12 protein-coding genes are annotated in these 13,034 nt (G+C 74.0%); 6 read left to right on the forward strand and 6 right to left on the reverse strand.

Annotated features, from left to right (window positions below):
• The first annotated feature begins 49 nt into the window (after nt 1-49).
• From BCD49_RS22940 to BCD49_RS22955, 4 genes are all read left to right on the forward strand, one after another.
• Complete coding sequence (locus BCD49_RS22940; protein WP_007515132.1) at nt 50-1,129, forward strand: alcohol dehydrogenase catalytic domain-containing protein; 1,080 nt, start codon at nt 50-52, stop codon at nt 1,127-1,129.
• Nucleotides 1,130-1,332: 203 nt separating this feature from the next.
• A complete protein-coding gene (locus BCD49_RS22945; RefSeq protein WP_027141052.1) occupies nt 1,333-1,587 on the forward strand; it encodes a type II toxin-antitoxin system Phd/YefM family antitoxin in 255 nt (84 codons plus the stop codon).
• Nucleotides 1,584-2,021: a type II toxin-antitoxin system VapC family toxin gene (locus tag BCD49_RS22950; protein WP_007515128.1), complete on the forward strand. Its 438-nt coding sequence runs from the start codon at nt 1,584-1,586 to the stop codon at nt 2,019-2,021. The genes BCD49_RS22945 and BCD49_RS22950 overlap by 4 nt, the downstream gene beginning before the upstream one ends.
• Before the next feature lie 76 nt (nt 2,022-2,097).
• Nucleotides 2,098-3,453 carry an MFS transporter gene (locus tag BCD49_RS22955; RefSeq protein WP_232794187.1) on the forward strand — a complete coding sequence of 452 codons (1,356 nt, stop codon included), beginning with the start codon at nt 2,098-2,100 and terminating at the stop codon, nt 3,451-3,453.
• On the opposite strand, the gene BCD49_RS22960 is transcribed toward BCD49_RS22955, so the two are convergent.
• From BCD49_RS22960 to BCD49_RS22970, 3 genes are all read right to left on the reverse strand, one after another.
• Nucleotides 3,450-4,541: a Gfo/Idh/MocA family protein gene (locus BCD49_RS22960; protein ID WP_007515124.1), complete on the reverse strand. Its 1,092-nt coding sequence runs from the start codon at nt 4,539-4,541 to the stop codon at nt 3,450-3,452. The genes BCD49_RS22955 and BCD49_RS22960 overlap by 4 nt on opposite strands.
• A 36-nt stretch (nt 4,542-4,577) precedes the next feature.
• Entirely contained in the window at nt 4,578-5,822 is a 1,245-nt protein-coding gene (locus BCD49_RS22965; protein WP_007515123.1) for a flavin reductase, read from the reverse strand.
• Nucleotides 5,823-5,997: 175 nt separating this feature from the next.
• A complete protein-coding gene (locus BCD49_RS22970; protein WP_007515122.1) occupies nt 5,998-7,113 on the reverse strand; it encodes a nitronate monooxygenase in 1,116 nt (371 codons plus the stop codon).
• Between the two features lie 369 nt (nt 7,114-7,482).
• Between BCD49_RS22970 and BCD49_RS22975 the strand changes: the two genes are divergently transcribed.
• A complete protein-coding gene (locus tag BCD49_RS22975; RefSeq protein ID WP_007515121.1) occupies nt 7,483-8,238 on the forward strand; it encodes a sulfite exporter TauE/SafE family protein in 756 nt (251 codons plus the stop codon).
• Between the two features lie 54 nt (nt 8,239-8,292).
• Here BCD49_RS22975 and BCD49_RS22980 read toward each other — a convergent pair whose 3' ends face one another.
• From BCD49_RS22980 to BCD49_RS22990, 3 genes are all read right to left on the reverse strand, one after another.
• The gene (locus BCD49_RS22980) at nt 8,293-9,165 is read right to left on the reverse strand and encodes a hypothetical protein (RefSeq protein WP_157845274.1); all 873 of its coding nucleotides are present in this window, start codon (nt 9,163-9,165) and stop codon (nt 8,293-8,295) included.
• 104 nt (nt 9,166-9,269) lie between these two features.
• Nucleotides 9,270-10,502 (reverse strand): cytochrome P450, encoded by a 1,233-nt coding sequence (locus tag BCD49_RS22985; protein WP_007515119.1) that lies wholly within the window; start codon nt 10,500-10,502, stop codon nt 9,270-9,272.
• 417 nt (nt 10,503-10,919) lie between these two features.
• Nucleotides 10,920-11,912: a hypothetical protein gene (locus BCD49_RS22990; protein WP_198939457.1), complete on the reverse strand. Its 993-nt coding sequence runs from the start codon at nt 11,910-11,912 to the stop codon at nt 10,920-10,922.
• Nucleotides 11,913-12,004: 92 nt separating this feature from the next.
• Here BCD49_RS22990 and BCD49_RS22995 point away from each other — a divergent pair, with 92 nt between their 5' ends.
• A complete protein-coding gene (locus tag BCD49_RS22995; RefSeq protein WP_007515117.1) occupies nt 12,005-12,973 on the forward strand; it encodes a TIGR03619 family F420-dependent LLM class oxidoreductase in 969 nt (322 codons plus the stop codon).
• Nucleotides 12,974-13,034 lie beyond the last annotated feature (61 nt).

Raw genomic sequence — 13,034 nt, forward strand, 5'->3', positions numbered from 1 at the left:
TWGCATCCGACCTGACGGACCGTCAGGTTATCTGCCTCCGGGAGACCCCATGACCAGCACCGGCGCGACGACCATGCCGGCCTACCGGATCGACGACTGGCTCAGGAAGCCTCGTCTGATGGATGTTCCCGTGCCGCGGCCTGGTCGCGGCGAGGTGCTGGTCGCGGTGGCGGCGAACGGGCTGTGCCATTCGGACCTGACGATGAGCCAGATTCCGGGCGAGATAGGCGAGCTGATCGGCTGGCGGATGCCGTTCACCCTCGGCCACGAGATCGCCGGCACCGTCGCCGCGCTCGGCGAGGAGGCGACCGACGCCCCGCTGGTCGGCACCCCCGTCGCGCTGGTCTCGCCGACGTCCTGCGGTCGCTGCGCCTACTGCCTGGCCGGCAGGGACAGCGCCTGCCCGAACGGCCTGGCCGGCCGCGGCTACGGCCGCGACGGCGGGCTCGCGCCGTACGTCGTCGCGCCGGTGCGGGCGCTGATCCCGCTGAACGGGCTGGACCCGGTGGCCGCCGCGCCGCTCACCGACGCCGGCGCCACCTCCTACCACGCCGTCCGCCGGGTGCTGCCCGTCCTGGACCCGGGCGGTACCGCCGTCGTCATCGGCGCCGGCGGCCTCGGCGGGTTCGCCATCCAGCACCTGAAGGCCTGCTCGCCCGCCCGGGTCGTCGCGGTCGACACCTCGCCCGCCCGCCTGGCCACCGCCCGGGAGCTGGGCGCCGACGAGACCGTCAGCGGCGTGGGTGGCGAGCGGGGCGACCCGGCCCGGGCGGCGGGAGCGCTGAAGGAGGCCTGCGGCGGCGACGGCGCCGCCGCGGTGCTCGACTTCGTCGGCACCGACGCGACGATCACCGCGGGGATCGGCGCCGTCCGCCCGTGCGGCGCCTTCGGCCTGGTCGGCTCCGGCGGCGGCCGGCTGCGCGCCGCCTGGTACGGCGGCCTGCCCCGCGAGGCAGACGTGTTCACCTTCCAGGGCTCGACGATCGCCGACGCCCATGCCGTCGTCGCCCTGGCCGCCGCCGGCAGGATCCGCAGCCTCGTCGAGGTCTTTCCGCTCGACGCCGTCGCGGACGCCTACCGCGCCCTCGACGAGACGACCCTGCGCGGCCGCGCCGTCATCACGCCATAGACCGGGGCGGGGCCCCGCCTCCGACGCTGCCAGGCCAGTTGTCCACAGGTCCGGCATGTCCGATTGRCGCTGATCCGTCGACCATGGGGAGTCGCCTCAGACAGTGTCGGAGACAGCAGTGGTCGTTCCGACAGAAGGACTCGACCGGGGAGGACTTAGTGGCCACAATGATCTATGAAAATGTAGCCACCAAGGAGGCCACGATGGACGTCGGCATCCGCGAGTTGCGGGACAACCTGAGCCGCCACCTTGCCGAGGTACGCGCAGGTCATACGCTGACCATCACCGATCATGGCCGCGCCATCGCCCGGCTGGTACCCGTCACGGAACCCACGCCGCTCGAGCGGTTGATCGCCGAGGGCCTAGTGGAACCAGCCCGGTCGCGTACCCGCGCTACACCCAGGCCGGTCGACGCGAACGGCCCGGTCAGCGACCTCGTGAGCGAGCAGCGCGGATGATCTGCTATTTCGACACCTCCGCCTTCATCTCGCTTCTGGTCAGCGAATCTGGCTCGGCGGCGGCGACGCAGGTCTGGAAAGCAGCGGACCGTGTGGTGTCGTCGAGGTTGCTCTACGTCGAGGCCGCTGCCGGGCTAGCGCAGGCGCATCGGCTCGGACGGCTCAGCAGGATCACCCACGAGGCGGCGCTGTCTCAGCTTGACGAGCTGTACGCCAACGTCGACGTCGTGGCCGTGAACGACCGTCTCGTGGCCAGGGCGGCGACGCTTGCCAGGAGGATGGCCCTGCGAGCCTATGACGCGGTGCATTGCGCAGCCGCGCAGATGCTGGCATCGGATGACCTTGTGATCGCCAGCGGCGACAAGACACTCCTGTCGGCCTGCCGAACCCTGGGCCTGGCCACAGCCGATACCAGCGTCATCAGTCAGGCCTAGGCCCTCGGCTGGTGCGCGGCTCGGGGCAGGGGATTTCCGGATGTTCCGGTGTCGCGTCCGCGCCTAAGATCATGGCGTGTCCGCTCCGCCCGCCGATGCTTTCGGCCATCCTGGTGAGGTAGTTCCGACCGGCGGGGTGCTGCCCGACCCGAAGGCGCCGGCTCCGGCGCTGTCGGGGGCGACTCCCGGGGCCGCCGGTGAGGCAGCCGTGCGCGGCCCGTCGCGGCTGCCCTATCTGCTCTCGACGGTCGGGCTGGAGAGCATGACCGCCGTCACCGCCCCGTTCCTCGGCCGCACGCTCGGGGCGGCGCCGTTCGCGCTCGCGGGGGTGGAGGCCGCCGGCCGCGCCGGATCGGCCGCCGCCAGGTACGGCCGCAACCAGCTCTCCGACCGGCAGCCGGGGCTGCGCGGGTTCCTGGACCTCGCCGGCTCGACCGGGCTCGCGCTCGCGGCCGGGTTCCTCGCCGCCAGCAGCGTGCTCTGGCAGGCCGGCGCCTGCCGGGCCGGTTCCTGGGCGGCGCGCGGGCTGGGGACGCCCGCGCTCGAGGAGCACGCGAGCGCGGCGGCCCCGGCGCACCAGCTCGGCCGGCGGATCGGGTTCGAGCGGTCCATCGGCGCGCTCGGCGCGGCGGTCGGCGCGCTGCTGGTGGCGGTGCTGCTGGAGGTCACCGACACCCGCGGCGTCATCGGCTACGCCCTGGTTCCCGTCGCCCTGGCGGTGGTGGTGAGCATCCTCGGCCTGCGGCGTACCCGGGCCGACGCGCCGCCGCCCGCCCCCACCCAGATCAAGATCACGAAGCTGCGCGGCGGGCCGCTCGGCATCCTGCTGCTCGGGATCGTCTGCTACGAGGCGTCCAACATCGCGGTCGTGCTGCTCCTGCTGCGAGCTTCGAAGATCGTCAGCGTGAGCGAGGCGCTGCCCGTCGTCCAGCGAGTAGCCCTCTGCTACGGGCTCTACCAGCTCAGCGCCGCCGCCTGCGCGGTGGTCGCGGGCCGGCTGACGGACCGCGCCGCCGCGAGCCTGGTGCTCGCCGCCGGCGGGCTGAGCCTCCTGGGCGCCTACATCGGCCTGGCGTGGGCCAGCGCGGGCGACGACGCGATCGTGGTGCTCTGCCTCCTGCTCGCCGGGGCCGCGGCCGGGGCGGTCGACACCGCGGAGTTCACCGGCGTGGCCCGGCTAACCAGCCCGGACTCGCGGCGCGCCGCGTTCGGCGTGCTCGCCGGGCTGCAGAGCGGCGGCCGGGTGTTCGCGACGCTGACCGCGGGCGGGCTGTGGACCCTGATCGGCCCCAAGGCCGGCCTGCTGGTCTGCGGGCCGCTGCTCGTCGCCGCCATCGTCATCTTCGCCGTACGGGTGGACCGCCCCAGCCGGTCCGAGCGCGCGGCGAGCGCGGCGGCCGCGGCGCCCGGCACCCCGCGATCCCGGCCCTAAGGCGCGAGGATCGGGGCTTCGCCCGGGTAGCGGACGCCGAGGACGGCGCGGACGCGGTCGAGGGTGGTCGCGACTCGGATGCTCTCGGCCGGCGGCATCACGTCGCTGTCGAGGTGGCCGGCGCGCAGCCGGTCGTGGACGTGGCGCACCTGGTAATGCAGGCCGATCCCGGTCAGCGGCGTCTCGATCCTGCGTTCGCCGGCTGAGCCGTCCGCCTCGCCGCCGATGCGGACCGGCGCCGCCCGGGTACGCACCAGCAGCACCTCCGGTGCCCACATCGACGCCGGGAACTCCAGCGACCCGCGGGTGCCGGTGACCCGGGCCGTCCCCGGCAGGTCGGCCCGCAGCGACGACGTCGCGACGGCGAGGGCGCCCGCGTCGTAACGCAGCACCGCGACGACATGCTCGTCGACCCCGGTGGAGCCGACGATGCCGCCGGCGGTGACGTCGTCCGGGGCGCCGAGCAGCAGGTGGGCGAACTGCACGGGGTAGATGCCGATGTCCAGCACGCTGCCGCCGCCGAGCGCCGGGTCGAACAGCCGGTGGGCCGGATCGAACGGCGCGCGGAAGCCGAACTCGGCCTCGACCAGCAGCACGTCGCCGATCTCACCGTTCCCGATCAGGTCGCGCATCACCCGGTAGCCCGGCGTGAACCGGCTCCACACCGCCTCCATCAGGAATCGGCCGGCGGCGGCCGCCGCGGCCGCCATCTCGCCGGCCTGCGCGGCGTTCAGCGCGAGCGGCTTCTCGCAGAGGACGTGCTTGCCCGCGCCGAGGAACAGCAGCGTGTGCGCGAGATGGGCCGGGTGGGGCGAGGCGACGTAGACGATGTCGACGTCCGGGTCCGCGGCGAGCGCCTCGTAGCTGCCATGACGGCGCGGCACGGCGAACTCGGCGCCGAAGGCCTCGGCACTCGCGGCGCCGCGTGAGCCGACCGCGACCAGCTCGGCGTCCTCGACCAGCGTGAGGTCGCGGGCGAACTCCCTGGCGATCATGCCGGTGCCCGCGATACCCCACCGGAACCGCGGGCCGGCGGCCGGGAGGTTCGCCGGCGCGGACGGTGACGACGACGCTGAGGGCTCTTCCACGTCGGCCATCCTGCTCCAGCGCGTGCCCGGGTGTCCTCAGCCGGGGTGGGGGCCGCCGAGTGCGGTGGTCACGGTGGTCGCGGCGGCGCGCAGGGCCGCGACCGGGTCCTCGCCAGTGGCGGCGGCGCCGAGCGGGCCGTGGACACCGATGAGCGTCAGGACCAGAACCACTGTCCCGTCACGGCCGAACACGGGCACGGACACGGTGCGCAGCTCGTCCTCCTGGCCGCCGGGAGCCGCCCGCCCGTTCTCGAGGCCCGGCTGGCCACCGCCGGGCCAGGGCGGCGCCGACGGCGACTCGTAGCCGGGCGGAAGGGCGCGGATCAGCCGGCGCACCGCGTCGTGGCCGGGGTCCGCGGGGTCCGTCGGGTCGGCCTTGGCCAGCACGGTGTTCAGCTCGCCGTGCCAGCCGGCTCCCCGCCCGACGGCGTAGCCGGCGGCCCGGACCTCGGCGAGGGTCGCCTCCAGCGCCTGGGCGGTGCCGGGCGGGCAGTCCCGGCCCGCCCGGTCCAGCCAGGCGCGCCGGGCGAGCTCGCCCGCCCAGGCGACGAACGCCGTGCCCAGCGGCGGCAGGAACGGGATGCGCTGCCCGACCCGGGTCGGCAGCTCGCCGGACGGCGACGAGCCGGGGGCCGCGTTCGCGACCAGCACCATCTCGTCACCGACTGCGGCGCTGGCCACGCACTCGGCGCCGAGCCGGGCGGCCAGCTCCTCCATCTGCGGGCGGGCGAGGTCGGCGGTACGCAGCTGGACGGCGAGGTCGCCCTCCCAGGCGGCGAGCGACAGCGGCGAGAACCGGCCGTAGCCGCCCTGGAAGAAGACCAGCGGCAACGCCGATCGGCCGACGTCGAGGACCCGCACCCGGCCGAGCACCAGGTCATGGTCGCCCGCCGGATGGATGGCCGCGAGGTCGCAGTCGATCCAGGCGACGGCGCCGTCGAGGATCGGCGCCCCCGACGGCGCCGGCCGCCAGGACAGCTCGGCGAACTTGTCACCGCCGCTGACGGCGAACGTCCGGCAGACCGACTCCTGGTCGTAGCCGAGGATGTTCACGCAGAAGCGGCCGGTGGCCGCGATGCGCGGCCAGCTGCTCGACCGGCGATCCGGGAAGAACGCGACGAGCGGCGGGTCCAGCGACGCCGACGAGAACGAGCCGACCGCGAGCCCCACGGGCGCGCCGTCCCGGTCGAGGCCGGTGATCACGGCCACGCCGGTGGGAAAGTTCCCCAGCACCTGCCGGAACCAGCCGGCGTCGATCGCGTTCGGCGGTTGCGGTGCCATCAGGCTCAGCTCCCTGCGACGTTCGTCGTTTCCCAGAAGACCGAAGAGACGCCATCATGCGGCGGGCGCCGCTTCCCGAGCGGCGATGTCCCGAGCGGCGATGTCCCGGCCGGAGGTCGGTGTGACCGGCCACGGGTCCCGGCCTGGCCTCGCGCCAGGCCGGGACCCGGCCGTCCTACTCCTCGATCAGGCCCGACAGCCGCTGGGTCGTCGCGATCCATTCCTCCACCAGGCCGTGCACGACCTCGGCGGCGGGGCGGCGGGCGTTCATCCGCCCGACGATCTGGCCGACCGGGAACCCGTTGAGCTCAGGCGTGCCGGCCCGGGTGAACCGGCGGGCGGCCTCGGCCCAGACCACGCCCTGCAGCGGCATCGGCAGCGTCTTCGGCGCGTCCGGCCGTTCCCAGGCGTCCGTCCAGGCGTTGCGCAGCAGGCGAGCGGGCTTGCCCGTCATCGAGCGCGACCGGACGGTGTCCCGCGAGGTCGCCTTCAGCAGGTTGTCGACGGCGGCCAGGTTGGTGTCCGCCTCGGCGACCGTGAGCCAGATGGAGCCGGTCCAGGCACCCTGCGCGCCGAGCGCGAGCGCCGCCGCCATCTGGCGCCCCGAACCGATCCCGCCGGCCGCGAGCACCGGGATGTTCGGCCCGACGGCGTCGACGACATCGGGGACCAGCACCATCGTCCCGATCTCGCCCGTGTGCCCGCCGGCCTCGGTGCCCTGCGCCACGATGATGTCGACGCCCTGCTCGACCTGCTTGACGGCGTGCCGCGGGCTGCCGACCAGCGCGCCGACCAGGATGCCGTGCTCGTGCGCCCGGTCGACGACCTCCTTCGGCGGCGGGCCAAGCGCGTTGACGAGCAGGCGGGTCGGGTGCTTGAGCGCCACCTCGACCTGGCCTGGGCCTTCGAGGTCGACGGCGAGGCCCGCGGCCTTGATGTCACGGCCGTCCTCGGCGTCCTCGGGCAGCGGTGGGACACCGTACTCGGCGAGCACCGAGTCGACGAACGCCCGGTGTTCCGCCGGCACGAGACCGGAGATCTTCTCCCGGGTGAGACCCTCGCCCTTGCCCATGTACGCGTTCGGCATGACGATGTCGACGCCGTAGGGCTTGCCATCGACGTGGTCGTCGATCCAGGACAGCTCGACCTCGAGCTCCTCGGCGTTGAACGCCAGCGCGCCGAGCACCCCGAACCCGCCTGCCCGGCTCACCGCGGCGACGACGTCGCGGCAGTGCGAGAACGCGAAGATCGGGAACTCGATGCCGAGCCGGTCACAGATGGGTGTTCGCACCACGACCCCTTCGTTCGGTTACCTGGGGGCTGGGCCCACCGGGCCGTCGCCCATGGCCTGCGGTTCCAGTCGCGGGCGGCGGGCTCCTCCGCACCTGCCGCCCGTCGGTGTAGGCATACAAGCATCTTTCAGCCCGAATTGAAACCAGTTCTATTTTTTAGGCGGCGGGCTTCAGACGCAAGCCGAACCGACGGCGACAGCCGTGACCGCGCCCGGACCCGCGCCCGGATCCGTTGCTCACATCCACGTCGCGGCCTGGGGAAGAGGTCCGGTGGGCGGATAGCGTCGCCGCGTGCCACGCCGGTCCTTGTCGATGCCAGACCGGCTGGCTCGTCCCGGCCTCCGGCGCGCCTCGGCCGGGCCGGTGCGGTGAGCACCGCCGACCTCGCGCTGCTGGTCGTCGCCGGTGTGCTGGCCGGGATCACCGGAACGGTGGGACTCGCGTCGCTGGTCTCCTACCCGGCGCTGCTCGCCGCCGGGCTGCGCCCCCTGGACGCCAACGTCACCAACACGGTCGCCCTGGTCTGCGTCGCCGTCGGCGCGGTCGCCGGCTCCCGGCCGGAGCTGGCCGGCCAGACGCGGCGGGTGCTGCGGTACGGCACGCTGACGCTGCTTGGCGGCTCGGCGGGCGCGGCACTGCTGCTGACGACGCCGCCGGGGGTGTTCAGGCTGGCCGTGCCATGGCTGATCGCGGGCGCCGCGGTGCTGCTCGCGCTGCAGCCGCGGCTGGTGAGCAGGCCGACCGGCGTGATCGACGAACGCGGGCTCCCGGTGACCGCCGCGGTGCTCGGCGTGGGTGTCTACCTCGGCTACTTCGGCGCCGGCGGCGGGGTGGCGCTGCTGGCCGTGCTCGCGGTGGCGCTGCCGGAGCCGCTGGCCCGGGTGAACGCCGTCAAGACCGTGTCCGGCGGGTTCGCGAACCTGCTCGCGGCCGTCGCGTTCGCGCTCGCCGCCCCGGTGCACTGGGCGGCGGCCGGGGCCCTCGCGGCCGGGCTGCTCGTGGGCGGAACCGTCGGACCGGCGATCGTCCGCGTCCTGCCCGCGACGGCCGTCCGGCTCGCCGTGTCCGCCGCCGCCCTGTGCCTGGCCGTCAGCCTCGGCGTCGACGCCTACCGCGCCGGCTGAGGCCTGCCCGCCGAGACGGGCCCCCGGCCGAGGCAGGCCGGCCGGCGCGGGCGGTCAGCCGAGGGCGGTCAGGTCGAACAGGCGGGGGTCGGGGGTGTCGCCGATGGTGAGGCGGCGCAGCGCGCAGCGCTCCGCGAGCCGGCCGAGGTAGTAGGCCGCGAGCTCGACGATGACGCCGGTCTCGTCGTCCACGACGACGTCGAAGCGCTGCGCGCCGTCGGCGAGCCCTTCGAGCGCCGGCGGGCGCGGGCCGGGGCGGGGCACCATGGCGAGGCGGGTGGAGGGCCGGCCACCGACGTGCACCGACGCGACCAGCCTCGGCCGCAGCCAGGACAGCAGCAGCCAGGGCCGGACGAGCAGCTGCTCGCGCACGATCAGGCCGGGCCGCCGCGGCGGGCCCGCCTCCCCGACGGTCCCGGTGCCGCTGACGGCCTCGCCGCGGCGGCGGCGCCAGTGTTCGCCGACGACGACCGTCACCTCGTCCTCGTCGGGCCACTCGACCCGCAGCCTGCCGTCGGCGGCGAGCAGCCGGCCGCGACGGACCACCGGGTCGGTGGCGTCCTCGCCGCGGGCGGGCGGGGCGGGCACCGGCACGAACGCCGCCGGCGCTGCCCCGCCCGGGACGCGCGAGGCCGCTCCCCCGCCGCTGAGGCTGGGCGTTCCCGCGTCGCCGAGATCCGCGGCCCAGGCGTCGAGAATCGACTCCCAGTCGGAGCCCGACGCGTCCCAGTCGCCGAGGCCGTCGTCGGCCGCGCCCTGGCCGCCGCTCGTGGCTGGTTCGCCGCTGGTCCTGGCCCTGGGGTCACGCACGAACGCCGCGCGGCGCGCGTCCGCGATCGTGCCCGGGTCGTAGCGGCGTACCAGCTCGGCATGGACGGACGGCCACCCCTCGCCGCAGGCGACCATTACCGCAAGTGCGTCACCCAACGACCTCATGTCGTGATGTTGACACAGGTCGCCACGAACTGTTGGGCCTTTGTTCACGGTCGGTCTCCGCGTTCAGGCGCCCAGCGACCGAGGGCGGGGCGCGCTCAGTGCTCCGCCGCCACGAGGCGGACCTGCATCTCCTTGACGCCGTTGATGAAGTTCGAGCGGAGGCGGCGCGGCGCGGCGGTCGGCACGACCTGGGCGACGCGACGGGCCAGCGTCCGGTACATGATCTCGATCTCCAACTGCGCGAGGTGGCGGCCCAGGCAGAAGTGCGGGCCACCGCCGCCGAAGCCGACGTGCGGGTTCGGGTCGCGGCCGATGTCGAACACCGAGGGGTTCTCGAAGACCGTCTCGTCGAAGTTGGCCGCCGTGTAGTACATGATGACCTTGTCGTTCTCCCTGATGAGCTGGCCGGAGAGCTCGACGTCGCGGGTGGCGGTGCGCCGGAAGCCCATCACCGGGCTCACCCAGCGGACCATCTCGTCGGCGGCGAGGCGAGCCATCCGGTCCGGGTCGGCGCGCAGCCGCTCCCACTGCTCCGGGAAGTCGATCAGAGCCTGCATGCCACCGGAGATCGCGTTCCGGGTGGTCTCGTTGCCGGCGACCATCAGCAGGATGAAGAACAGGTCGAACTCCAGCTCGGAGAGCGAGAGGCCGTTCTCGTCCGGGACGACCAGCTTGCTGACGATGTCGTCGACCGGGCAGCCTCGCTTGGCCTTGCCCAGCTCGTTGGCGTAGGCGTACGCCTCCATCGCGGCCACCAGGCCCTCGTCGGGGGCCGGGCTGAGCTCCGGGTCGTCGGCCGCGAGCATTCGGTTCGACCATTCGAAGAGCTTGTAGCGGTCGGCGTTCGGGACGCCCATCAGCTCCGCGATGACCACGAGGGGCAGCTCGGCCGCGCACAGTGCCACGAAGTCTCCGGTGCCTGCCGCCAGCGCCTTGTCCACGATCGTGTCGCAGGCACTCTGGATCTTGTCGGTGAGCCGGCCGATGGTGCGCGGCGTGAAGCCGCGGTTGACCAGGGCGCGCAGCCGGGTGTGGTCCGGCGGGTCCATGTTGACCATCATCAGCTGCTGCTCGGCCAACCGCTCCGGATCCTGCTCGTTGAGGAAGCAGGTCTGCCGGTGCGAGGAGAAGATCTCCGGGTTGCGGGAGACGTACGTGACGTCGGCGTGCCTGGTCAGAGCCCAGAACCCCTCCGGCAGCTCGTGGTCGGCATGGTGGAAGACCGGGGCCTCGGCTCGCAGCACGGCGAACTGGTCGTGCGGGACACCGGTGACGTACAGCTCGGGGTCGTAGACGTCGATGGTGTCGAGGCTGATCTGCGATGCCATGGGGACCTCCGGGTACGGCGCGACCGGCCGGGCGGGGCAGGCAGGGCTGGCAGGTGCTGGCGGCAGGGCAGTGGGGGCGACCTGACCTGAGCACCCGTCAGGTTGCGTGCCCTACGGGACTTTCAGTCTGGGACAAGTTTGTAAAGTTGCCAACCCCCAACGCGCCTTTCAGTGAAGGGAAATTCTGTAAAGAGGCGATGGACGCGGGAGTGGGCGTCCGCCCAGGCCGTGGGTCGCGACCCGGACGGCGAGCACCCTGGCCCCAAAGCGGCGTCGCCGAGGCTCCGGCCCGGCGGTGCCCGGGTGGGATCCTCGGCGACGGCGAATCAGCCGATCAGACCATGAGAAATGACAGGTCGTCAGGAACGGCCGCGACCTGGGCCGAGCGGCCGCGAGCCGGGCCGGGCGGCGGTGAGCTCAGCGGAGCTGGTCGACGTAGGTATCGGTGCCGGGCAGCGTGGGGACGAAGGGCGCGACGAGCTCGAGGCGGCCGGCGCCACCGGCCTCGGCCTCCTCGGCCGCGCGCCCGAACGCCTCGCCCCACACCGAGCGCGGGTCGGACTCCAGGAACCACAGCACGGTCACCCGCCGGCCGAGCCCCTCGACCTGCTTGACGTAGGACATCCGGTTCTCCGGCAGCGGCAGCGGCGTGAAGTACAGGCCCATCGCGACGCCGGGCACGCCCAGCACCCGCGGGGCCCGCTCGGCCCGCAGCCACTCGAGGACACCCGCGACCCCGGTGCCGCCCGGCTCGGCGGCCTCGGCCGGCGCGTCGACGACCTCCACCACCAGGCCCTGGTACGGGTAGTCGAGCGCGTGGACGTCGCGCGGCCTCGACGGCCCGCCCGGCCCCGACGCGTCCCGATACGACGCCCCCAGATAGCGCTGGAACGCGGTGAAGATGTGGTCGCGGTCCAGGTAGACCCGCCCGTCCGGCAGAAGGCGCTGGTTGGTGGCCACCGTCCAGCGCATGTGCTCCTCCTGGCGGCCCTTCGTGATCCAGTAGACCGCGAGGTAGCAGCCGTTCGTGACCGGCTGGGCGATCACGGAGTCCGCCGGGCGGCGCAGCAGCTGCAGGTCGCGGGGGGCGACCCAGCGGCGGCCGGCGAACATCCACGGCATCGCCATCGCGCCGGCGTAGAAGTGGTCGTCCTCGTACCAGCGGTTGTAGGCGTGCTCGTGGCCCGGCCGCGGCTCGACCATCGTGATCAGCGCCGAGCCGATGTCGACCGCGTACGGCCCGACCGCCGCGAGCCCGGTGTAGGCCGGGTCCGGGTCGGCCCACGCGACGGGCTCGGCCGGGTCCCTCGTCACGGTCACCGGTTGACCGGCTCCGGCTCCGGTTCCGGCCGCGCCGGGCTCGGCGTCGGYGGGTGTGGCCATCCTGCCGGGTTCGCTGGTGGTCGTCATGGCGGATCCCTCCTGTCGGCTGGCAGCGGGCAAGCCTAGGCCACCACCGCGGCCGGAATCTGTCGACCCGTCAGAAAATCTTCTAGACTCCAGTGCCCGTGACCTCGACCGCGCCGCAGCCGGCGCCCGCCGCCACCCCAGCTCCCGGCTCGCTCGCCTACGGCATGCAGCTGCCCGTCCAGGCGCAGAGCGCGCTGTTCGCCGAGCCGTGGGAGCGCGCGGCGGGTCCGGCCGAGCTGGCCGCCGTCGCCGCCGCAGCCGACGCGGCCGGCTTCGACTACGTTGGCGTGTGCGACCACGTCGCGATCCCCCGCCGGCTCGCCGCCGCGATGGGAACCGTCTGGTACGACACCGTCGCCACGCTCGGCTGGCTCGCGGCCCAGACGACGCGTACCCGCCTGCTGTCCCACGTCTTCAACGTCACCTACCGCCATCCGCTGGTGACGGCGAAGTCGTTCGCCACCCTGGACGCGCTCTCGGGCGGCCGGTTGATCGTCGGGGTCGGTGCCGGCCATGTCCCCGAGGAGTTCGCCGCGCTGGGCGTGGACTTCCACCGCCGCGGCCAGCTCCTCGACGCCAGCCTCACGGACGTCGACGCCGCGCTGCGCGACGAGTTCGCGCTCACCGACCCGGCCGGCGGCGGCCTGGGACAGGCTCCCAGGCCCGTCCAGTCCCCGCGGCCACCGATCTGGGTCGGTGGGTCGGCTCCCGCCGCCGTCCGCCGCGCCGCTCGCTACGACGGCTGGCTCCCCCAGGGCACCTCCCGCGCCGAGATGCGCCCGCTGGTGGAGCTGTTCGCCAAGGAGCGGGCCGGCGCCGGGATCGAGGCGCCGGCGGCCGTCGGCGCCGTCACGGAGTGGCTGTACGTCGGCACGCCCGGCTGGGAGGTCGACCGTCCCTGCGTCAGCGGCACGCCGGCCGAGCTCGCCGAGAACCTGCGCGAGTACGCGGCGATCGGCGTCACCCACCTGCAGGTCCGCTTCCCCAGCCGCACCCTGGCGGAGCTCACCGACCAGATCGCCGCGTTCGGCGCCGAGGTCGGGCCGCTCCTCACCAGCTGAGGGCCGCCCAGCCCTCGGCCCCGCGCCGGTTCGCCGAAGCCGGCCACCGTGACGCCGTTGG

The organism is Pseudofrankia sp. EUN1h, assembly GCF_001854645.1.
GTDB classification, from domain to species: Bacteria; Actinomycetota; Actinomycetes; order Frankiales; family Frankiaceae; genus Pseudofrankia; species Pseudofrankia saprophytica.

Coding starts and splice junctions, on each gene's coding strand:
- BCD49_RS22985 (WP_007515119.1), bottom strand. CDS start 10,502: ATGGCATCGCAGATCAGCCTCGACACCATCGACGTCTACGACCCCGAG.
- BCD49_RS22945 (WP_027141052.1), top strand. CDS start 1,333: ATGGACGTCGGCATCCGCGAGTTGCGGGACAACCTGAGCCGCCACCTT.
- BCD49_RS22940 (WP_007515132.1), top strand. CDS start 50: ATGACCAGCACCGGCGCGACGACCATGCCGGCCTACCGGATCGACGAC.
- BCD49_RS22950 (WP_007515128.1), top strand. CDS start 1,584: ATGATCTGCTATTTCGACACCTCCGCCTTCATCTCGCTTCTGGTCAGC.
- BCD49_RS22965 (WP_007515123.1), bottom strand. CDS start 5,822: ATGGCACCGCAACCGCCGAACGCGATCGACGCCGGCTGGTTCCGGCAG.